Source organism: Bradyrhizobium sp. CSA207, assembly GCF_029051685.1.
GTDB lineage: Bacteria > Pseudomonadota > Alphaproteobacteria > Rhizobiales > Xanthobacteraceae > Bradyrhizobium.
In genome coordinates this window covers 1-21,383 of sequence record NZ_JAACFT010000038.1, presented here as the reverse complement: position 1 = coordinate 21,383, position 21,383 = coordinate 1, and the positions used below count along the sequence as shown (strand labels likewise).

Sequence of the window (21,383 nt, the reverse complement as noted above, 5' to 3'; positions counted from 1 at the left end):
CACCACCCATTTCTATCTTTTTTGGTTGTTCGAAGATGCCATCCAGCATCTTATAAGACGCCAACTTTAGCAGCCGGCGACCACTCTTCACCTGGACAGGCAACCTCGCCGCTATCGCGCCCGAGCGCGACCTATCTTGAAGAAACATTCACCACCGTAAAGATCTGGTGATGGTGCGGCCTCGCCCGCGTTCACCCGCTCACTTCTCCTATCCTCACTTCATGTGAATGCCCCGACATTCCCAATAGGGATCGAATTCGATCGCAAAAGCACGAGGCCGAAAAGACGTGGCACGCAGCATTGCTCACGCTGCCTCACTTGGCGATCTCGGTTCCGGTTTTTCGCGAGCCGTGTTTTGCGGGGCTGAACAACACTCCTCATAACAGAGCTTCTCACTCCTGTAGCTCGCCAAATCCTGCAGAGAGCACGGCACGACATCCCGTTTCGCTACATCCGAGGCAGGCGCTGCATCCAGCCACTTCAGCGCCACCTTGACCAGCTCGATCGCGCGGTCCTTCTTACCGGTCTCGTAATAGTACTGAGCGACCGCCCCGTACGACAGGAACTTAGCGCCCTCGCTGCCTTGGGGCGGGTTCGTCGCTAGGATGTGTTCGGAGAGGTCCTTGCCCATGGCAAAGCGCTCGGCATGTGGGAAACCGGAGTAGTCTTTCGCGGGGTCGAACAGTTGGCGGATCGCCACGCTCATCCAAACCACGGATTTCTTCTCGATCGCATCGCGAACCAATTGACGCAACACGGGCAGGCCAGCCCGCATGTCGCGCATTTTGTGAAGCAACAGTTCGGCATGAAGCCCACGGATGGTGACCTCGTCCGGCATCGCAGCGAGGGCCTCCTCGATCGCTGAAAGGGCTGTCGGCCAATCCTTACTCTTTATGGCGGGTTCGAGTCTGGCAAAGATCGGCTCCGCCAGCCCTCGCTTCTGCGATAGTTCACGCTTTCTGCGTTGACCCCTGTTTATCCTCTCCGCATCCAGCGCTTTGGCTTCATCGCTCCCTGCCCACGATCCGTTCAGAACCTTGGGCAAGGCGTTATCGAGTTGCGTCGGATGGCCGATAAAGGCGATGCGGCCGTCACGGTCCACCACGAATGACGCGGGAATCTCGACAGAAAAGGTAGGATCCATCCAAATCTTGTTCATTTCGCCCGCGTCGTCGAATGCGATCGCGAAGTTCAGATTTGGCAAGCTCTTCGTCAACCAAGCGTCCAAGCTGGCTCGCGCTTCATCTACCGTCGGAGCCGCGACTCCCACCACCTCAACTCCGTTGCTCCTGTATTTGTCTTGCAGGATCACCAAATTCGGCATCGAAGCGATACATGGTCCGCACCACGTCGCCCAAAACTCGATGATGTATACTTTCCCAGGTTCGAACCTTGTAACGGGCTGGCCACGTAGCCAATCCTCAACTTTGATGGAGGGAGCCGGGGAACCGACGCTCAGCACGTTCTCCGCACCGACTTGACTTGCGCTCTCAGTCAGACTGGTCATTGCTCTAATTCGCTTTTCCTGGCTCTGCGGAGAAAAATAGCAAGTCGCGTGCCAGCCAGCGCTCATTGATATTGCGCATTTTTTTGTCATTCCTGTCGACCTTGCGACGCATGTCGCATGTCCGACCAGCTGTTTGAAGCTTCTCAGGCAATCAGTCGGCCGGACGTTCTTGACGCGCCTGTAGACCGACGAGGCGGGAAGTCAGGCAGCGCAAAGGCCGCGTTCACCACTCCACATCTTCATCGGTTTCCAGGATGACCATTTCGGCGCTCGGGATCACGACCTGAACTGACCTGCTTTGGTCCATCGACTTGCGCTTGACGGCGATCTCAGATTTCCAATTCAACTCTTTGAGCCAAGGGGCGATGAACCAGAGCAGGGCGGCCAGCTGCAGCACAACATTGACACTGAACGCCGTCTGATACGCGATTGAGGGGTAGTGTCCGTCCTTTGCCGGCCATTGCTCGAGAATTAACCCCGTCCCGTACTGGACCAGGAAAGCCCACCCGAAATGCAGAACGTTGAGCACGCCGTTTGCGCGGGCGATCAATTCGGCCGGAAAGTAATCTCCGATGATCGCGTAGCTGAGGGCGATTGCTGATCCGACCACCGCCACAATGATCCATGACGGTAGCGACAGGAAAGGTGGATGCAAGATCAGCGCGAGTTCGGCTGCAATGAACACAGCAGCTATGATCGCGAGTAACGTTTCAATGTTCTTGCCATGCCGGCGCAGCGAATCGGCGACCGCACCGAGCAGCAATGCGCCAATGCTTAGGGCTATCGCCATGATGAGCAATTGTGTGACAAGGCTTGTTCGATCCAACCCTTTCACATCGCTCAGCCAAGACGCTGCCCACAAGGACTGCAGGGCCCATGCGGATCCGATACATGTTGAAGAAATCGGCGCAATTCTCCAGAACCGCCCATCCGTATAGACGGTCTTCAGACTGACTATCCCTCGAGGGCTCTTCGTAGCTGCGTCTTGCTCTGGAACTAAAAAATAGATCACAGCGGCTGTGGTGGCACTGGATGCGGCAAGCACCTCAAATAGACCGCGCCAGCCTATCCAGTTAAGCAATGCCTCGGCTGGTGCGGTTGCCGTCACCGCGCCCAGTGCACCCAGCATGATCATATAGCCATTGACGAGCGCCACGCTCTCTCTCGGAAACCAGAGGACAATTGTTTTCAGGCCAGACATGAGGGAAGCTGCGGTGCCAAACGCTATCATCGCGCGACCAAGCAGAAGCGACAGGAATCCGCTCGATAATCCGAAAAGCGCAGCGCCTGCGGCGGCCAGCAGCAAGAGCGCACTTTGGACCCGGCGCGGACCAAAGCGATCCAAGAGCATGCCGAGCGGAATCTGGCTGCCGGTAACGACCAGAAAGTAGATCGAGGCCAACAGCCCCAAATCGGCTGTACCAAGCTCGAATTCAGAGGCGAGGCGGCCACAAATGAGCGTATTGATCATCCGAAACAGGTAGGAAAGATAATATCCCGCGGCAAAGGGAAGGAACACGCAAGAGATGATCCGCCAGCTCCAAGGCCGGATGACCAGCTTTTCGCGTGATATCCGCCCAGCGGCATCGCTGCGCGTGCTTCTCCGAGCGCGGCTATCGGCTTTAACAGAAGGCGTTTGGCAACTGTCGAAAGTTGATCTTGCTGCCGCCCTCCTCGGCGACAGCACACGCTTCCGATTGTTCACCTACGGCGGCCACACAGTGGCGTTCTTCTTCTGGCGCTCGTGCAACGGCGCGTGACGCCCCGCCGCCCATTTCAGACCCGGATCGGCTGGAATTAAGGCGATCGATTGTCTCCTGCAGCAAGGGCCGACCAAACCGTACGCGATGATCGACCTGCTCGGCGAAGGCCTTGAAGCGCTCAAGCCCGAGTAAGCACGCCTCGTCCTGCTTGGATGGCGGCATCGGCGGCGTCAGAGTGAGGTGGTATCGCGCATGGAGGGCCACTATTTCCGCGATCATCGCGATGTCCGTACGCAGCCTGAGCACCTGCTCATTCGTTCGCTCGATCGCCTCGTAAACAAGACCCACTACAGGCGGCGCCGGATCCAGGAAGCGCTCAAGAGCCGCCTCTACGACGACGCTCTTGCCCATCCCTGGGCGGTCAGTCGCGGCTTCAAGTCGCTGGAATATGCTCTCCGAAACTTGAATCGTTATCCTTCTGGTCCGTTGAGCTTCGCTCGGGCTCGGCTGCGCGTCCACCTCAGCTTCATTCCGACTTGAGCTCGGTTCTTCCCGGCGTTCGCCGCCAAGCCGCATACTCCAGCTTCCTTCTCTCTGCGACTGCACACCGCCCGCGCTTGCACGCGCGTGTGGATGTTCGGTCGAAACGGATGAATCGCCCTGCGATGACGCACGACAAAAGGGCCGAGACCGCATGCCGCTTCAACCGCAGGGACATTCTGGTCGCAGTCTGGCGTACCGAAAGAAGGAAACGGCGGACTCCCAAAGACCAGCGCCAGACGTCTCGTAGCCTCTTGTCCCTCAGACAGTCAGGTCGCCGACAGACAAGCGAGCTCGCGCCGCGACGTCGCGAACGACCGCCGCGGATGCGCCGGCATCATCCCTTTCCGCCTAATGCGCCTCATACCAAGCGCACCAGCTCATGCGCGCGCGACGGAATACACCCGCGCCTCGTCGACTTCCGGCATGCATCACCAGCGTGCAGTAGGGACTTACAACCGTTCGCGTGCCGCGCGTCGAGCCCGTCTCACGACCGTTGAAACGTATCTGCTGGCCCGGTACGATCACTCACTTGTCGGGAGGCTTCAGGGGAACTGTCGGCCCCACTGGCGGAAGGCTGGATCGTGAAGCGGGTCCCCCTCACTGTGGCTGCAGACGTAGCGCTCGTTGTGCCCGTCCTCGCCAGCCGCGAGATTCATCGGTCCCCCGCACTCCGGGCATCGCTTCCGGATCCGATGGAGGACTGCCATGTGAATTCCCGCTGCCGACGGCGAACTTACTTGCGTTAGATCGGCTGCTACAGGCTCATCGCAGAACATTCTGCGACGGGTCCACCCTGCTCGCCCGCCTTGACGTCGGAGCCGTCGATGTACTTAAATGCGACCCTGGTAAGCGTCGAGTTGGGGCACATCATGGATGTCGAGTTCTACAGGGGCTTTGCACAGCGAGCCCGCGATCTGGCCGATAAGGCCGACCCGTTCACGCGAAAGCGGCTTCTGGTGCTGGCCGAGAGATACGATGCCAAGCTCGGCAAGCCGTCGCCGGCCAGCCGCAACCTTCAACGCACGCTGCCGCTTCCCCGCACCGTGCCAGCCGTCAGCTCCGTCTCCGATGCTGGCGAGGCTTGAAAGAGCGCCGGCAGCGAGGTCGACTGCGACGTCAGCAGCGGCAGCAAGCATCAGCCCTCGCATGGGGCTCCAAGGCGCTGGATTTTCCAGGGACGATACACGACCTACACCGTGGAAGGATGCGCACCCAAACCGGAGTGAGCATGCCGGATGTCACGGGTCGACCGCCCTCACCGCACTTCGGAAGCACTGCGGTCGCCGAGCAGCTTGCCGGTGGAGGCATTCACCAAATGGACCGATGAGCATGCCGGACAAACGACCGGCAGATGAGTGTCGGGACCGATCTGCTCCAGTCCTGTCAGCAGGTGCTGCACGTCTATGCCGGTGCGCGGGCACCTGAAAAGTACTGATTGCTCCATCCGGCCAGCATAGGCCTGGATACTGCGCCCTGAAACTGCGGTTGTTTACTGAGGGCGGGCGCGCACCTCCGGAGCACCGTGCGGCGGCAGTAATGAAGCTTGATGGCGTCTGGAGGCCGGCTCTGCGACGGGCTTGCGTATTCTTTGGCCCAGTGCTCAAGCCGCGCGGCTGGGGTCCGCATCGTTGATCGAGCGCGCAAGCGGGGGCACCTTCTCGGCGGCAATCTGGTTTTATCGTCCTCCATGGAATTCCTAACCCGAAATAGGCGCTCGTGTTGCGCGCTCTTGCATGGAGATCACGTACCTATAGTGCGCGCTTCACTTTCAGCCGGCAGCTTCCCGGCAAGGATCGCCCGGACCTGACCTCCCGCCGGTGGGGCGCCGCTCGGAAAGACCTGCCAGGACGAGCCGTCTCGAGCTGACGACGTGGACTTCCGATATGAGCGGATCCTCATCCGAGGCAACATCCAGATCTCGAGAGGAGGCGCCGCCAGGATGGACAAGGCGGCCGCCAGCGTAACAGTTCGGACGCCTGAAGCGGACTTGCCGCTGCAGTGACGAGGTGCGCTGTAGCCTGGCGGTTGGCGACGCTCCGCAGCAGGGCATTTCTCCAACGGAGAATCGGTCGCCCCGGCTGGGAGGACCATTGAGACCTAAGCGGCGTCCCCAGCACGGTCCTCACGGTGAAGGCCGCTTGTAGCCACGCGCCTGGGAGGAACAATCCGTTCGTGGACATGCGAAGAAGGTGTCCGGTCGATCAGGAGGCTGATCAGTTCAGGGCGACTGTAGTGACCGCTTGCATCCATCACTCTCTTTGCCCGTCGATTTCGATGAAGTCGAGATCGGCAATCACTTCTCCTTCACCTTCCTTCAGGGATCCGCCTATCAATTGACCGTCGGGGGCAACGATAGCGGTGAAGCAACCGCCCGAAATCGGACCGATAGCACCGCCCGTGTCGTTGACCTGGTCGGCGTTGAGTCATGCGGTTGCGCTGACGACGAAGCAGGCCGACTCAAGGGCATGCTGCCGGGTGCTCACTTCCGTTTGTTGGGAGAAAAGGGGGCCGAAGATCGAACCGGGGTACATCGCGGAGTGGATCTGCTCGCCATCGGCAATCAAGGCCTATCTGGCCAGCGGGAGATAATGCTCCCCAGCACGCGAGCTGGCCGATCCGGCCAACGGCGCTGTCTACGGCGCGAAGGCCGCCACCGTCGCCTTGGCCCAGACCATCCGCTCGTGATAGGCGGGGGGTGATCTTGCGGCGACGCTGAATCAGCGTGCTGTCCGCATCGAACAGGAGCTGAGTGTTGTAGATCGATCCTCCGTGCCGCTCGTTGGCGCCGACTGAAACGACCATTCGGGCATCCTTCGCGGCTTTGGCGATCGCATGCGTCTCCGCGGAGGGAACCGTAAGGGATTGCTCAAGCAGCCTCTGATGCTCCTTGGCAAGCGTGTGGGGCGGCTGGACGAACGAGAAATACGGGTAGTATGGAATGATGGTCTCCGGAAACGTGGCGAAACGCACCCCTTCTTGCCTAATTTGCGAATCTTTTTCGTGATCTTCTCGACCGTCCGCTCTCGGCTGTACGACACGGGGCTGATCTGTACGGCGGCTGCCTTGACGATGTTTGTCATTGTATTCTGCTCATTGTCCCTATCGGAGGCATGGCATTGGAACTGGTGTAGAGGACGAAGGATGACTCTCACGGGGCGGGTTCGAGTACACCGGAAGGGGTTATTGGACTCAGGGGTACGTACGTCCGCCATCGACAGCCACGTCGATGCCGGTGATGTAGGATGCGTCGTCGGAAGTGAGGAAAGTCACTCCTCGCGATCTTCCGCGGCTTCCCGAACTGCTTCGCGGGTATCTGCTTCAGCAGGGCCTTTCGGTGTGCTTGCATGCTGACTTCAGAAATGCCGAGCCTCCTAAACAGCGGGCCTTCGATGACGCCCGAGCTCTCGGCGTTTACCCGGACGCTCCGGCGGATCAGCTCGGCGCCAAGCCTTCGCGTGAAGTTGCGCCGTACAGCCTTCGATGCCGATACGGTCGATTTCGCCGCGATTCCGGCCTGATCGGACAAAGAAGACGTGAAAACGATCGCGCTGCCGTTGTGCATCAGACGCAATGCCTTCTGAACGTCGAAATAGGATCTGCGGAAATTGACGTTCAAGACGTCAAGGCTCTGCTGCGTTGCTTCCGCGAGCGAGCCGAGATTCGCGGTGTCGGCACTGGCATAGAGACCGTCGAAATGGGGTACAATAGTCTCGCGCATTCCTTCGAAGAGGGATAACCGGCGCGAAAAGCGGCAAAGCCTCGCCGTCCGGATAGCTGCGCAACGCCCTGCAGGACTTTGGCTCATGACGCGTTTTCCGCTTGGCTTATGCATTGAGGGATAAGGCTTTCTGCCCGCTGTGTGGGGAGTCGCGTCGGCTACTGCCGTAGTCGAATGATGCGCCATCATGTAGTACGTGGTGAAGTGGCCGCTCTTGCTGGTGATCTTGCCATTCTTGCGAGTGACGTTGCACTTCTCACGTTTGGTAATCAGCTGCATCTTGCACCGCTTGGCGATCAGGGGCATCGGGACAAGCTTCCATCCCGTGGCCTTGCGCAACTCTGCTTGCGTAACGCCGTCTGGCCGCGAGGCGAGAGAGCTGATCAGATTGATCTTGGTGTGAGGATGCTTGGCCATCGTCGCCACCCGGGGGAATTGGGCCTCATTGAACGGCTCCAAGCCAATGTGCTTCTCTTGGCCCAGTTGTCCCTTTCCTCGAAACGAGGTGATTTAGTTCGCGTCCCTTTTGAATGCCGAAACTTATTGCAGGCGGTCTCAGGCACCGCCTGATTGCTATGTGACGTAAACGGATCAGGTCGCACCGATTCGCTGATCTTTGGGGCAGCGTACGTTGTCGCATTGTTCAACATGGTGTTCGCGAAGTCAGGCCGGACAATATGGATTGCTAACACAGAGGACCTGCGTGCAATCCGCAAAAACTGGTAGGGGCAACTATTAAGAAGACCTTGCGAAGGGTGGAGAGGCTTGCGCTTACTCAAGCTTAGCAGCCTCACTCCATTGAGCGGCAGCTCGGATGGAGGCCGGGCCTTTTCTTAACTCGCTTCAGATTTCAGCATTCATGTCATGCAGCCTGTCCCCTCAGATATCCGTCCTCGGTCCTGATCAAACGCGCTCGTACGATTCGATTTGGCCCAATTATTGTTTGCGGCCGAATGCACTCGGCGCGAGGTAGCTTCGGAAGTTCCCCTGTGGTCCTCGCGCGCAATCGCAGCCCGTTCTCAAATTACTCTGGAATTTCGGCGTTCAAATCGAAGCTCACCTCTTTCAGAACGGTTGAACCGCTGGAAAGCCTTCGGCCGAGTGCTTCAATGAACCGATCATAACGTTCGGCGCCTTTGGCTCGAGCGGCTGGACTGGACTGCTCCGGTAAAGCCGGCACCGATGTCAACCAGAAGCGGATGAACAGGGCGAGCGTCTCGAGCATGATGGTGTCATTGCGCTCGAAACGTTCGAGCAGCCGCGCGATCCGATCCAGCCGCTTGGCAACAACCGCCTCGCGTCGGTCGGAATCGTCAGGCGAGAGAAATGACGCGATCGCGGCCTCTGCGACCAGCGACTTGGGCTGGCCACGACGCTCTGCGAAGACATCAAGGGTTCTGAATGTCTGCGGATCAAGGTAGACACTGAGCTGAATCTTTTTCATCAATTTGGCCCGCTCACAGATCCATGCCATCGTCACGATCGAGGCTGGTCGCGCGCGCTACTCCCTGCATTGCGCGGCTTAGGGCTTGTGCCTGGACCGCATCTGCGTCCGGCTCATCGAGACCAGTATCGAACTCATGTTCCGCGAGCGGCGCCTTGATTTCGATCTCCTCGTGCTGCGGCAATTCTGGCTCGCGCCGCAGCCCCCCGTTGGGATCGCTACGTTTTCGCTGCCGCGTCACCAGCAGTTCGATCGAGGGTGCAGCGGTTGGGTGCCCCGACCAGTCCTCATCCCGGCGCGTGGACAAGAGAATCGTTCCTGTTCTGGCGGGCGTAAGGATTCGCTTCTGAAATTGCGGGTCCTCATAGTAGCGAACCTTAGTTGCCCGTAGTGGATGGAGGCCCGACACCATCACAATCGCCTCCTTCGATGAGAGCTGCATGACTTCGCCGGGCGTCAGGAGCGGACGGGACGTCTCTTGGCGGCTCACCATCAAGTGTCCAAGCCAGGGGCTTAAGCGATGCCCGGCATAGTTTTTCATGGCGCGCAGTTCGGTCGCGGTCCCCAGCGCGTCCGAGACTCGCTTGGCGGTGCGCTCGTCATTCGTGGAGAAGGCGATCCGGATGTGGCAATTGTCGAGGATCGCGTGGTTCGGCCCGTAGGCGCGTTCTAATTGATTCAAGCTCTGAGTGATCAGGAAACTGCGAATGCCATAGCCCGCCATGAAGGCAAGCTGGCTCTCGAAGAAGTCGAGCCGGCCAAGGGCTGCAAACTCGTCGAGCATCAGGAGGAGCTTTTGGCGGTGATGATCGGGATCAAGGCTCTCGGTCAGGCGCCGTCCGATCTGATTGAGGATGAGCCGCATCAGGGGCTTTGTGCGGACGATGTCGGATGGCGGTACGACGAGATAGAGTGAAACGGGCTGCGGTCTGTCGACGAGATCGCGAATGCGCCAATCGCTCCGCGCGGTGACCTTGGCGACGACCGGATCGCGATAAAGGCCCAGGAAGCTCATTGTGGTCGACAGCACGCCCGACCGCTCGTTCTCGCTCTTGTTGAGCAGCTCTCGCGCAGCTGAAGCGACGACGGGATGAACGCGATCACCAAGATGAGGGGTCGCAAGCATCGCATTCAGCGTGGTCTCGATCGGGCGGCACGGGTCCGAAAGGAATCTGGCAACCCCGGCAAGTGTCTTGTCAGCTTCAGCGTAGAGGACATGCAGGATCGCACCGACGAGCAGAGAATGGCTGGTTTTTTCCCAATGATTGCGGCGCTCGAGCGCTCCTTCGGGATCGACGAGGATATCCGCCACGTTTTGGGCGTCTCGTACTTCGCAATCGCCACGGCGAATCTCAAGAAGGGGATTGTAGGCCGCGCTTGCCGCGTTTGTCGGGTCAAACAAGAGTACCTCTCCAAGGCGCGCGCGCCATCCCGAGGTCAACTGGAAATTCTCGCCCTTGATATCGTGGACGATCACCGAGCGCGGCCAGGTCAACAGAGTTGGAACGACCAGGCCCACCCCCTTGCCCGAACGGGTAGGCGCAAAACAGAGCACGTGCTCAGGTCCATCATGGCGAAGATATCGACCATCGAAACGCCCGAGCACGAGGCCATCGGCGCCTAGCAGCCCCGCCCGTTTGACCTCGCGCGTATCGGCCCAACGCGCTGATCCGTAAGTCGTGACATCGCGAGCCTCATGCGCGCGCAAGACCGAAAGCACCATTGCAGCGGCGACTGCCGCGATACCACCACTTCCGGCGATGGCGCCCCCCTGGAGGAAAATCGTGGGGGCGTAAGCGTCGAATTCAAACCACCAGATGAAGAAGGCAAACGGCTGGTAGATGGGCCAGGCCCCTAGCCTGAACCAGGCCGGTCCAAGCTGCGGCTGGAACGCAAGCTGGTAGGCGGTCCATTCGGTCGCTGCCCACACGAAGGTGAACGCGATTAGGCAAACCAGGATCACCTGATGCCAAATGATTTTTGTCGCAGACATGGCTTGCCGATATCGACACCATCGACCCGTTGGCTACAATCAGGGGCTTATGCTTCTCGCAGTCGCGCGCGCCCTAGCGAAGGGATCGGCGGGTCAGATCGGGAAGCGGCGTTTCGGCCAAAAACGTTCGCTCGGCCTAGAACAGGCTTCCTCAAGGGACCGTCCCAACCAGCTTCGCGTGATCGGCGCTTGGATGGTGACGGAATCAACTCGTACCGTGCTGTCGCTCGAGGCGAACCGGCCGGCCTTCGCGAAGCGACGCTCCGGGTTATAGATTTCTGCGAAGGCTAGCTCGCGTCCTCCCCTAAGCTCTCCGTCAAGCGCGCGCGATCCAGAGAGCGTGCGGCGTACCACAACTCCTTGTTGATGAGGCGGACGTTCGCGCATTAAGTCGGCGTGAGGCGGGGGCTCGCGGAGTACAAGAATCATGCGGGAGCAGCCCGGCAGGAGCTTATTCACCGGCGAGACGATAGTGCTGGGCCGACCTTCATCGAGATACTCCCGCAGATCGGTATCGAGCGAGTCCCTCCTCCAGCCGGTCGGCTATTGCCGCCCTATTGTTTTGGCCAGCCAGATGCTCGGATGTTGCACGTCAGCTCTTGCCGCCTTCCTGGAAGGACAGGCGACTAGCGTTTGCTAAATGCTCATTGCGCGAATCGGTTGCAGTTCGCCTATCCACTCCTCAAGCTGGCTTGCCGGACCGGAGTTGTCCGATTGCTCGCCGGCCTGCGTACACGGATAACGTCGCGCGAATGCCTCCATAGTCGAGCAGGTTGAAACCGTTATTCGCCCGCTCCATGACACCCCCACAACTGTGCACAACAGACTTGACTCTGGCGAACGGCAAGGCGGTGAGCGAAGCGGCGGACTCTTCTGAGCATCTGACCATCGGCATCCGAGACCAGTACGCACGGAAGTACTGGACTGCGATCACGCCACCCAGACACCTTCCGATCACTTCGAGATCGGAGATCCCATGCCGTTTCCGCTACGCGGGATAGCCATCTAGATTCGAAGGGTTCTGCTAGCCGATCTAGCGGTTGAGAAGCTGACGAGCTCAACAACCTTCCGGTGAACGGCGCATTTTTCCACACAGCTGCGTCCAGTCCCCCGTCGAGCGCCGCGAAGGTCGCGGGAACCGGCGGCGATGAAGAGATAGTTCCAGAATGGTGCATCCTCCATTGGCCATTCGCTGCTCACTATCGCTCCTCTCCAATTTTTCCGCCTCGGCCAGTCCGCGCAGGACAACCAAATCTTCGCGGCCCCGCAATTGGGCGCACTGCAACTCAGCACCTCGGGTCAGAGCGATAGGCCGCGCTTGCGGCCGAGGTCCCAGTCGATGCTGCCTGGACCTGCGATGCCGCTGACCTGTTTGCCCAATTCCCGCTCGAGCGAAGGCGACCAGGGCACAAGTCGAAAGCCGAGGCCGCTGTCGATCATCGCGAAGCGCCCCGAGGCCAGTGACAGGCGCCGACGATAAACCCCCGAAATCTGCTCACCTGCATCAGATGACAAGTGCGGAAGGCCCGTTTCCTTCATGAGACGTCGTGCGATGACGTCGAGTTCGCGGCCGCGGAGGGTTTCGATCAAATTGCGGCTTAGCCGGACCTTGTTGCCATCGCGCTGGGCGAGCCCTTGGCCGGCCAAAACATCGATGCGCTGCTCGAGTGCCGTACGAACCTCGGCGCCAAATGCAACTCGCGAGAGCTCGGCAGGCTCTCGCGCGACGAGCTGGCGGTCTAGCCAGGTCGCTCCGTCCGCCGCGACCTGCTGATCGAGACCGAGCTCCGAGCGAACCGCGAGTGCAGTCCGTGTTCGACCACGGGCGTCCGCAAACCGGCGCAGTTCGACAATCCCACCGATCGGCCCATCGCCGGCCGCCTCGAGGTCGGGAAGCTTCACGTGATGCACGCGCCCATCAATCCCATCGACAATGGCAAAAGCCGTGCCCTTGAGCTCGTCATCAAGCCCGCGCGCGATGAGACGACCAACGATCGGTTCGCCATGACGTTCGCCCTCCAGTGCCCAGGATGCAGGAGCGCGGCTGGCGCCGTCGCGCGTGAGACTTTTGTGCAGCCGCTTGATGATGTCACCGCGCTCGCCAAGCGCGCGTAACCGCGCCTCCGCATCGGCGGCAAGGACCCAGACCGCGGGCCCCGCAGGTTCCGCCAAGCCGAGCCGCTCGAGCGTCCGCATCCGCCCGATCCGAATTTCCCGCAATGGATCGCCCCCGGCATCCCGCTCTGACCTCAAATCGATGACGCCGTCCGCCGTCCCCGCCTCCCGGGCAAGCGCCCGGTCGAGCCTGGTCCAGCGTTCGGCTGTCATATCCGCCTCAAGGCTCTGGCGGATCTCGAGCTCCGAGCGAGGGCCAAGTTCGCGCGTGACAAGGTCGCTGGCGCGGGCGCGCAGGCCCATAGCGATATAATCACGACTGATGACGAGGTCGGCACCGTCATCCGTACGGCCCCGCACGAGGATGTGAATGTGCGGATGCTCGGTGTTCCAATGGTCGACCGCGACCCAGTCAAGCCGTGTGCCAAGATCGCGCGAGGCTCGGTCCATCAGCTCCCGAGTGAAGCTACGCAGGCTGGCAAGTTCACCAGCATCATCAGGCGAGACAATGAACCTGAAATGATGGCGATCACCCTCGCAACGCGTGACGAAGGCGCGACCGTCCGCATCGTCCCCCGCAGCGTCGAATAGTTTGCCCGGAGCGCCGTCGCGCGTGACTCCATCGCGCTGCAGGTAACTGATATGGGCGCGCAACGCGCCCGGCGAACGCATCCGCCGCACCACCCGGGCCTTGACCATAGCGCCGCGGGCGCGGGCGTTGAGGAGCCGCGCCGCAGCGATGCTCGCGGCGCGGCCGCGTCCAAACTTACGGCCATGGCCATGCTTGCCTCGCGAGAGGCCGCCGGCCTTCTGAGCGGCTGTAAGTGCCTGCGCCAGAAAGGGCTTTGTCCGGGGCGCGCGCGTGGAACGGATACGGCCGGGACGGATCCGAAGATCATCGTCACGCGTCATTCCGGCCGCCGCAAGGCACCGAAAGCCGTGTAAGAACAGCGCCTTGGCGAAAGATGAACTTTGCTCCGAGTCGCCGCAATGTATAGTCGATCATTGAAATCGATAGACTTTCTCGCACAACCGACCGGCCGCACCTTGCGGCTTTTATCCTGCCCTCGGCGGTCGGCTACCCCCTGCACCCTCCCGACCATTCTCAAAGATGCGAGAACCTTCGAGGCCATGCGAGCAAATGCGATTGCTATCATGGAGACTGCTCCTTGACTGATCGATGCATGAACAGCCCCGTCGCGCGAGGTACGAGTGCGCTGGCAACCGCTCTAGTCGCTGGCTTCGACGAAGTCATTGTGCGCACTCCTGATGCACAGCCATCGGCAGCGGATGAGCTGCCGCGTCGCTCAACAAAAACTGGAGCCTGCTGCCACAGGACAACTTGTCTGGCGGCCGAACCAGCGCTCTCGCGCTGCTCAAGACCGATCAATGGTGTTATTCTGGCTACATAGGTTTGCGTTTCATCTGGAAGGGATCGGCCTGTCGTCAAATGCTGCTCGTACCGCTTCGGTCCCGCATTGTAGGCTGCAAGAAACCCTCCCGATCCGAACCGGTCGAGCATCTCGCGAAGGTACGCTGCCCCAGCCATAATGTTGTCGTGCGGATCAAACGGATCGATACCAAGATCGTGACGAGCGCTCAGTTCGACCCAAGTCGCGGGCATGATTTGCATCAGCCCGAGCGCTCCCGAAGGCGATATGGCGTGCGCATTACCGCCGCTTTCGACCTGCATCACGGCATTGATCCAACGCTCCGGGATCGCGAACCGATGGGAGGCTTCGGTCACGAAGGCGGCGTATGCAAGGCTAGGAAGCAGGGTTGTGGACTGCGCAGCTGGTGCGCGCGATGAGACCTCCGCTCTAGCGGTCGAGGACGGGCCGAACGTCAGCAGAATTCCCAAAGAGCAAGCAGCGGCCCCACATCCCATTGTGCGGACAGCCGCCAAGTACAACGTTTCTCCCAGCCGGCCTCGAGGCCGCCCGATCCTGCGGCAATGCGCGCCGATTCTCGAGAAGCTGGCCGAGACGGAGAAACGATGTTGCGACCAGCCGCATGGAGAAATGACAGGCCAAGAGGGGAGATCCGGCATGGTCACTTCTCCCTGGTCCACACCGGGAGCGCTCGCCCAACGACGGCCGATCTCGGCAGGGGGCCGAAATATCGGCCGTCTAGCGAGTCGGCCGACTGCCAGTTCATGAGAAACACTTCGCCCTCAGCAATGACCCGGCAACCTTGCCAGACCGGCAAGGGTCGGCCGCGGCGATCGCGCTCGCTTGCCTCACCCATCTGAATGCTGTCGACGATGATCGTGAGGCCCGTTCTGCAGACGCTTTGGCCAGGCAGCGCCAGCACACGCTTGAGCATTGGAAGACCGCTTGGCAAATAGCCGTTGAGATCGAGAAAAGTCGCGAGCGGGTCTGGCGCTCGAACCGCCACGAGCTCAGTGACGTACAAACGTCCGGCCTCTCGCAAGCGATAAAGGCCGATCGGCACGCTGTCCGAGGCATTCCAGATGTACAATGGTGAGGAGTTGTTGATTGGCCAGAGCGCGAGCATTGTGGCCCCACACATCGCAAGAATGTTCCCAAGCCGTCCCATCAGAGTGCCATCCTGCGCCGATGGAGCCACGCCTGGTGGCGTGCACGGGTATAAGCTCGTGGCTTTTCGTTGACGGAAAGACGGTTGTGGGCGTGATGCCAATAGTCAGGGGCTGCATCGGCAGGATCGATGCCAAGTGACTCCACGGCGTCGATCAACTGCAGAACGCGCTCGACCTTTGGCCAACCAGCTAATCGCAGCAGGCTTTCGCCGCCGGGACTGACCCAAGGCACGGTTGAGTATCGCTGCCCTGGCGCGACTGCGCGCAAAATGTCGATCCGAGACAGGATGGTTCCGAAGTCGTTGGACGTCCAGCGCACGAACGCGAAGATGCTGCCGGGCAAAAACGAGAGAATGCGCCGGTGATGGTCAACGATCCTCTCTGATGCAGGTTTACCGAACCGGATTCGATTTTCGATTCGCTTCTCGAGCCACAAGAGCTCAACAGTTGTGAGGTCACTCACCTGACTGCTCCATATTGAGAGGAATTTTTGACGTGCCAACGATGCGCTTCGCTGGCGCATCGCACGAAGAGCCTTGACGTCGGCAGGACTGCTGTAATGACGCTTCGATGGTTCGTAGTCGCCGAAGGCTTGCAGCGATCCTGCTGCAAAGGAGCACATCGGCGAGGCTCCAATACGTTAGAAGGAATCGGAAGCATTCCAGGTCAGCCGAGGTACTGACTCGTGTCACCTGGCCGGCGGGATTGCTGAGATGTTGCTTCGCAACAGTCCGGAAACGGAACGGGCGCCGCGTTCCGGCGGAGAATGGTAGAGACGAACGACGGAATTTTATGCAGGGCTCGACGTGTCGCTGCAGGCGACAAATGTTTGCGTGGCGGACGGCGACGGCAACGTCGTCCAGGAAGCGACGCTCGAGGCCGATCCGGACGCGACTAAGCTGTGTCTCGCGGAGTGGACACTCCAGCGGAAGCGCGGCGGGCTTGATGCGTTCTCCTACTCTGCCTGGCTCTTCGCGGCTTTGAGCGAAAAGGACGTTTCCGTGATCTGCATCGAGACTGGGCGTGCCGAGCCGGCGCTGAGCGCGATGCTGAACAAGACCGATCGCAACGACGCCAAGGGCATTGCGCAGATGGTGCGGACCGGTTGGTTCCGTGGCGTCGACGTCAAATAGGAAGGCGCGCAAACGGTGCGAGCGCTGCTGGTCGGGCGCAAGGCGACGCGCGGCAAGGTGCTGGACATGGAGAACATGATCCGCGGCCTGTTGCCCCCGTTCGGCCTCAAAGTCGGCGAGATCTCGGTCGGCCGTTTTGACGCGCGGGTGCACGAGATCGTTGCCGGAAAGAGAGAACTGGAAGCGATCGTCGCGCCGCTGTTGGACGCCCGAAGCGCGATGCGGCTGCAATTGGCCAAACTGCACCGCCTGGCGCTGGTGGCGGCGCGCAGCAACAGCGCGGTGCGGCGGATGATGACCGTCCCCGGTGTCGGCGCGCTCGTGGCGCTGACGTTCCGCGCCACCATCGATGATCCGGTGCGATTCAAGAAGTCGACCAATGTCGGCGCCCATGTCGGGTTGACGCTGCGGGGCTATCAATCCGGCCAGACCGGCCGGATCGGCAGCATCTCCAAATGCGGCGATGAGCTGACGCGAGCGATGCTGGACGAGGCGGCGATCGCGATCCTCACGCGCATTCCGAAGAATTTTAAGCTGCGGCTGCGGGTGCTGCGGCGGGCCAGGAAGAAGGGTCTGAAGTGCGGGGCGACCACGGTGGCGCGCGCGCTCGCCGTGCTGCTGCACAAGATCTGGACCAGTGGCACCACCTTCCGGTTTGGCGCCGGCGGCAAGCGCGGCCGGGTCGCTGCGGCGATGTAAGGGCCTCCGCGACCCGGCCGCTTCCACGCGCGCCTTTTCCTTCCGTGATGGCGGAGCGGCGTCTCCCGAGCAGACGGGGATGTGGGTGAGATCGCAACTTTTCTTGCCGGCGGCTTCATGGACACCTTTGAAGCCATCAAGTACGGCGCTGGTGAGCCTGACCGTCCATTCTCCAGATTCCGGCATGTGGTGGCGGCCGTGCCAACCACGGACGTTAGCGAGTTCTCCTCGAGGAGCGAGCTGCCGCAAAGGAAGGCGACGATCGTGATGCGGTGATTCCGATGCCGGCGATCGCGTAATTTCGCGCGCGACCGCGCTCGCGCGCGTGGATTGGAGGACAGATTCGCATTGCAGGAAAGTTTTGCGCGTGAGAGAGTAAGCGGATGAGGCCTCCTCGCTGCATGCACGCCCGACTTGTTCACAACGCGCTGATTCACAACAAGAAGTTAGTGTCAGTACGTTAGTAAAGTTACGAGAGCAGGAAGTCTTGGCGCCGCAGAACCTTAGCTCTGATTCCGGTCCTCGATAGCACGAGCATCGCGTCCCCGAAGGCACGAGGGTTCCAGTCCCTGATAGCACGAGCGAATTCACAGCTTATCCCCGGCAGGGCTGATAACGCCACGCTTTCGCAACCGCTGCGTAGGCGGGTTGATCGGGACGGGTGCGAAATTCAATCGTTCTTCGCCATTCAGGTCGTGTGTGATAGCCAGCCGATAGCCCGGCAGGGTCTGATGATGCACGATCTGGCGCAGGTCGTAGGCGAAGTGCTTGAGCGGCGAGAGGCTCCCGGACTTGGCATGCAAGTGCACGAGGCCGAAGCTCCAGCCGCCATGCTGATGACCCCCGTGCTTGCGGACGAGGCGATAGAGCCAACGTTCCAGTCCACCGGTCAGATCGAAATACGCGCGGTCAATGGTCAGCACGAGCGATTCGTTTAGAACGCCCGTGTAGAACCAATCGGGTAAGATCAGCTCAATCCCACGGGCATGCCCGTGCACATCGCTTGTGTGTTTCCATTCGTTGATCCAGGAGAAGCGGTGCCGCCGCCGTTCTGTCGGCTGCCGGATTGAGGTCATGACGCTGGTTGATTGCAATCGGTCGAGCGCAGCCTTGAGGCGGTCGTAGTCGCGTACGCTGGTGCCGCGGCCGACGAAGGTCAGGATCTCGTAAGGCGTCGCTACCATCAGCCGGGACGTTTTCAGGCCGGCATCGCGGGCTTCGACAATCTGCGAGGCAGCCCAGATCAGAACGTCCGCGTCCCAGATCGTGGCCAGGCCATGTTCCGGCACCGCTTCGACACGGATGGTGATGGTGCCTGTGCGGAAGTCGATCGGAACGATCCGCTTCGACTTTGCCAACGAAAAGAACGGATATGCCATCAAGTCTTGCGCGTCCCGTGGCGCGAGATCGCCAGGAAGCGCGCGAAACAAATCGAGTTGGTCGCGCTCCGAGCGCCGCCTCCTGGCTGCAGTTGAGTTGCTGTCCGGCATAGGTCAGCGCCGCTCCTTGCCCGCATACGGAATCGGCGTGTGCCGTTTCGCGGGCAGGACTGTGCCTGCGCCAGGATCGCTGGTGGACGTTTTGGCGCCGCGGTCAACCCACGCCGTCAGGTCTTCGAGCGCATACACAACCCGGCCGCCCAGCTTCCGGTAGGTCGGGCCTGTGCCATAGGTGCGGTGCTTTTCGAGGGTGCGGCCGGACAGTCCAAGAAAGCGCGCCGCCTCGGGCGTGCGCAGGTATCGCGGCGGCAGTCCGGCGTTCGGATCGGGCATTTGCAAGGCTCCGTCGTCGTCTGGAGCGCGGCCGGGTTCGGTCGCGTGTCGACGGTCACCATGACGGAGTAGGAGTGCTCAGGGGGATGCCGAAGATGGACCGATGATTTTCGCCACCCCGGCTCTACTGCCTGCGAGATGAGGGACGTAGCAATGCACGGTAGCCGCCGCGCATCAGAGCCAAACCAGCCTGCACCAGGCGGATGGTCCGGCTGCGCAGCTCATGGGTTTTCCAGGCGCGTTCAGGGATGCGTTTTCGGCCGAACAGCACTTCGGCAATGACGCGATAAGAAGCGCCGTCCAAGTGCCCATCGAGCGCGCGCAGCGCCAAGGCCAATCGTTCGCGTCGCTGCGCCGAAAGCTGATGAAAGGGTGGTCCTGGGGCGCGGCCGGTGATCGCGCGCCACAACCGACGCGAAGCGTGCATGCGGATCTCGTAGTCGTCGTCGAGCGGCAATTCAGCCGCGTAAGAGACACCCGGCTGCGGCGCCTCTTTCAACCAGAGATGATGTTGCACCCCCTGAATGCGCAAGACCGCATGCCACCCGTCAGATGCCTGTCTGATGCTTGCCGATCCAAGTTGGGCAAGCGGTAGCCCAAGGCCGATCGCTCGTGATGCTGACGCGCTGCGCACGACCGAAACGACGGTGGGCAAGGCCTCGGGCGCCCAGAAGATCGTCTGCTCGTAAAAGGACCTCTGGGGGTCATGAGCGAAAGCAGACGCCCCATCTCCTTCGGAATTCGGAAGTTACCTGCGATCGATTTTCACGACAGAAAGCTCGATAGTTGGGGCCGCGCCGCAGTGACTCCCAGGCGAAATCCGCCATCTCGCCCGACTTGATAGCGTGTTGATACGCCTCCGGTGAGCGCCAGTCGAACTCAGACGTTGCTATGATTCCCTGCCGTAAGTCGATTACGGCGCAATGTCTATGAAGCTTTGGATTGTTGGGGAAGTCACCAATTGTGCATCGCGTGATGCATGCAGGCGATCACGCGTCAGCAGAGAAATCCGTTCTCGAGTGCGAACTCATCATGACAGATTTTCCTATTTGGTCGCGCCGCCGCGAAGCAAGTCACGGTAGCCGTGGTCTGCCATCCATTTTGCTCGCGCCAGATGACTATCAAACGCATTGCGGCCACGCGCCGGTTCGCGATCCGGGTCGATATGCAACACGATCCGGGTCACCTCTTTCCAATCCGCGCCATCGGCTTCGGCGTCAAGAAGTCGCCAATACGTCACCAGATGCTGCTCGTCATAGGTCGTCAGCACCGGCTGATCCGGCGCGACATCCGCGACATCGGGATCTAACGGTGGCTTCGTCATGTAGGCTTATGCGCGCACTTCGCTAATCTGCATTGTGGGCGAAACTTACCGGAATAGTTCGGTTATAGCCAGTGGTTTGATGGTCTGCCTAATGGCTGTTTGGGCGCATGAAAGCTCGTGCGCTCGTGGCCTGGAATGTGCGCCGGATCCGCGTGGATCGCGGCATTCCGCAAGAGCAACTGGCCTACGATGCCGGGATTGACCGCTCATATATGAGCGGCCTTGAGCGGCAATCTGAGAATCCGACAATTGATCTTCTCGACCGGCTCGCCGAGACGCTGGATGTTCATTTATCTGAATTCTTTATTCAGCCACCCAAGGGAGCGGCGACACCCAAGACGTTGCCCAAAGGCCGCAGGTCAGCGCGTCTACGTTCCAATAAACAATAGCATTGGGCTAGTTCAGCCCATGCGGACAAGCGCCACGGAAGGGCGCGTCTTAAACAAGTGAAAATCAACTCTACCAAGCCGGTCCAGCTGCAGCTTTGGTCAATCGGTTTTTCTCCAAGCGTGAACCCCGCCCGAGGCTGTCGGGCGGGGCGATGATGAGCCTCACTCTCCGTTCTTGCGGGGCCGCGACCAGAGCAGGGTGTAGCCCTCGCCGCCTTCGTCATCGAACAGGTTCGCATAGATCGGCGCGTTGAATGAGGGATCGTCGAGCTTGAGCGAGAGGTAGTCGCGGCCCTCTTCGGAGCGCTTCGACCATGCGGCCCCAATTTCGATGTTATGCGGTGCACCGCATAACGTCGATTATGCGTAGCGCGGGATTATGCGGAGTCGTTGGCTGGTAGCCGCGGTTTTCCCGGGCTTTTGCCGCTGTGTCGCTCCGCATAATGACGGGGCGCTGTCCGCGGCGCCTCGCGTGTTTGCGAG

The 21,383-nt window shown here is 60.5% G+C and carries 21 protein-coding genes and 1 pseudogene; 5 read left to right on the top strand and 17 right to left on the bottom strand.

Translation table 11 applies throughout. The features are described 5' to 3' along the window. Positions 1-304: 304 nt before the first annotated feature. From GWG65_RS32825 to GWG65_RS32815, 3 genes are all read right to left on the bottom strand, one after another. Positions 305-1,507, bottom strand: coding sequence for a TlpA disulfide reductase family protein (locus GWG65_RS32825; protein ID WP_275199640.1), 1,203 nt, complete (start codon positions 1,505-1,507; stop codon positions 305-307). A gap of 223 nt (positions 1,508-1,730) precedes the next feature. After that, complete coding sequence (locus GWG65_RS32820) at positions 1,731-2,978, bottom strand: MFS transporter (protein ID WP_275199687.1); 1,248 nt, start codon at positions 2,976-2,978, stop codon at positions 1,731-1,733. Between the two features lie 151 nt (positions 2,979-3,129). Next, positions 3,130-3,786, bottom strand: coding sequence for a hypothetical protein (locus GWG65_RS32815; RefSeq protein ID WP_275199639.1), 657 nt, complete (start codon positions 3,784-3,786; stop codon positions 3,130-3,132). Positions 3,787-4,622: 836 nt separating this feature from the next. Between GWG65_RS32815 and GWG65_RS32810 the strand changes: the two genes are divergently transcribed. After that, a complete protein-coding gene (locus GWG65_RS32810) occupies positions 4,623-4,838 on the top strand; it encodes a hypothetical protein (RefSeq protein WP_275199686.1) in 216 nt (71 codons plus the stop codon). 1,372 nt (positions 4,839-6,210) lie between these two features. Here GWG65_RS32810 and GWG65_RS32805 read toward each other — a convergent pair. The 8 genes from GWG65_RS32805 to GWG65_RS32770 all read right to left on the bottom strand — a co-directional run bounded on the left by GWG65_RS32805 (position 6,211) and on the right by GWG65_RS32770 (position 16,046). Continuing rightward, positions 6,211-6,723 (bottom strand): nitrilase-related carbon-nitrogen hydrolase, encoded by a 513-nt coding sequence (locus GWG65_RS32805; RefSeq protein ID WP_275199638.1) that lies wholly within the window; start codon positions 6,721-6,723, stop codon positions 6,211-6,213. Between the two features lie 178 nt (positions 6,724-6,901). Next, positions 6,902-7,888: an SDR family oxidoreductase gene (locus GWG65_RS32800; RefSeq protein WP_275199637.1), complete on the bottom strand. Its 987-nt coding sequence runs from the start codon at positions 7,886-7,888 to the stop codon at positions 6,902-6,904. A 607-nt stretch (positions 7,889-8,495) separates the two neighbouring features. Further along, positions 8,496-8,915 (bottom strand): CopG family transcriptional regulator, encoded by a 420-nt coding sequence (locus GWG65_RS32795; protein WP_275199636.1) that lies wholly within the window; start codon positions 8,913-8,915, stop codon positions 8,496-8,498. 13 nt (positions 8,916-8,928) lie between these two features. After that, positions 8,929-10,908, bottom strand: coding sequence for a conjugal transfer protein TraG (locus GWG65_RS32790; protein WP_275199635.1), 1,980 nt, complete (start codon positions 10,906-10,908; stop codon positions 8,929-8,931). A 1,299-nt stretch (positions 10,909-12,207) separates the two neighbouring features. Then, positions 12,208-13,935, bottom strand: a complete 1,728-nt coding sequence (locus GWG65_RS32785; RefSeq protein WP_275199634.1) for a VirD2 family relaxase/mobilization nuclease — start codon at positions 13,933-13,935, stop codon at positions 12,208-12,210. A 241-nt stretch (positions 13,936-14,176) separates the two neighbouring features. Then, positions 14,177-14,770 carry a lytic transglycosylase domain-containing protein gene (locus GWG65_RS32780; RefSeq protein WP_275199633.1) on the bottom strand — a complete coding sequence of 198 codons (594 nt, stop codon included), beginning with the start codon at positions 14,768-14,770 and terminating at the stop codon, positions 14,177-14,179. 305 nt (positions 14,771-15,075) lie between these two features. Next, positions 15,076-15,540, bottom strand: coding sequence for a S26 family signal peptidase (locus GWG65_RS32775; RefSeq protein ID WP_275199632.1), 465 nt, complete (start codon positions 15,538-15,540; stop codon positions 15,076-15,078). 41 nt (positions 15,541-15,581) lie between these two features. Beyond that, on the bottom strand, positions 15,582-16,046 hold the full coding sequence (locus GWG65_RS32770; protein WP_275199685.1) for a DUF2840 domain-containing protein: 465 nt from the start codon (positions 16,044-16,046) through the stop codon (positions 15,582-15,584). Between the two features lie 343 nt (positions 16,047-16,389). Here GWG65_RS32770 and GWG65_RS32765 point away from each other — a divergent pair, with 343 nt between their 5' ends. From GWG65_RS32765 to GWG65_RS32755, 3 genes are all read left to right on the top strand, one after another. Then, entirely contained in the window at positions 16,390-16,716 is a 327-nt protein-coding gene (locus tag GWG65_RS32765; RefSeq protein ID WP_275199631.1) for a transposase, read from the top strand. A gap of 15 nt (positions 16,717-16,731) precedes the next feature. Then, the gene (locus tag GWG65_RS32760) at positions 16,732-17,415 is read left to right on the top strand and encodes a transposase (protein ID WP_275199630.1); all 684 of its coding nucleotides are present in this window, start codon (positions 16,732-16,734) and stop codon (positions 17,413-17,415) included. 81 nt (positions 17,416-17,496) lie between these two features. After that, positions 17,497-17,691: a hypothetical protein gene (locus GWG65_RS32755; RefSeq protein ID WP_275199629.1), complete on the top strand. Its 195-nt coding sequence runs from the start codon at positions 17,497-17,499 to the stop codon at positions 17,689-17,691. A 311-nt stretch (positions 17,692-18,002) separates the two neighbouring features. Here GWG65_RS32755 and GWG65_RS32750 read toward each other — a convergent pair whose 3' ends face one another. The 5 genes from GWG65_RS32750 to GWG65_RS32730 form a co-directional block, all read right to left on the bottom strand. After that, positions 18,003-18,905, bottom strand: coding sequence for a replication initiator protein A (locus tag GWG65_RS32750; protein WP_275199628.1), 903 nt, complete (start codon positions 18,903-18,905; stop codon positions 18,003-18,005). Positions 18,906-18,908: 3 nt separating this feature from the next. After that, a complete protein-coding gene (locus GWG65_RS32745) occupies positions 18,909-19,187 on the bottom strand; it encodes a helix-turn-helix domain-containing protein (protein WP_148742779.1) in 279 nt (92 codons plus the stop codon). Between the two features lie 124 nt (positions 19,188-19,311). Further along, a complete protein-coding gene (locus GWG65_RS32740) occupies positions 19,312-19,719 on the bottom strand; it encodes a DUF2285 domain-containing protein (RefSeq protein WP_342760689.1) in 408 nt (135 codons plus the stop codon). Positions 19,720-19,891: 172 nt separating this feature from the next. Beyond that, positions 19,892-20,014: a DUF6499 domain-containing protein gene (locus GWG65_RS32735; protein ID WP_275199627.1), complete on the bottom strand. Its 123-nt coding sequence runs from the start codon at positions 20,012-20,014 to the stop codon at positions 19,892-19,894. A gap of 218 nt (positions 20,015-20,232) precedes the next feature. Next, positions 20,233-20,511 (bottom strand): DUF2285 domain-containing protein, encoded by a 279-nt coding sequence (locus tag GWG65_RS32730; protein WP_275199626.1) that lies wholly within the window; start codon positions 20,509-20,511, stop codon positions 20,233-20,235. Positions 20,512-20,618: 107 nt separating this feature from the next. On the opposite strand from GWG65_RS32730, the gene GWG65_RS32725 reads away from it, so the two are divergent. Further along, a complete protein-coding gene (locus GWG65_RS32725; protein WP_275199625.1) occupies positions 20,619-20,900 on the top strand; it encodes a helix-turn-helix transcriptional regulator in 282 nt (93 codons plus the stop codon). A gap of 162 nt (positions 20,901-21,062) precedes the next feature. Here GWG65_RS32725 and GWG65_RS32720 read toward each other — a convergent pair. After that, positions 21,063-21,230, bottom strand: a pseudogene (locus GWG65_RS32720) (DUF736 domain-containing protein); the annotation flags it as partial. Positions 21,231-21,383 lie beyond the last annotated feature (153 nt).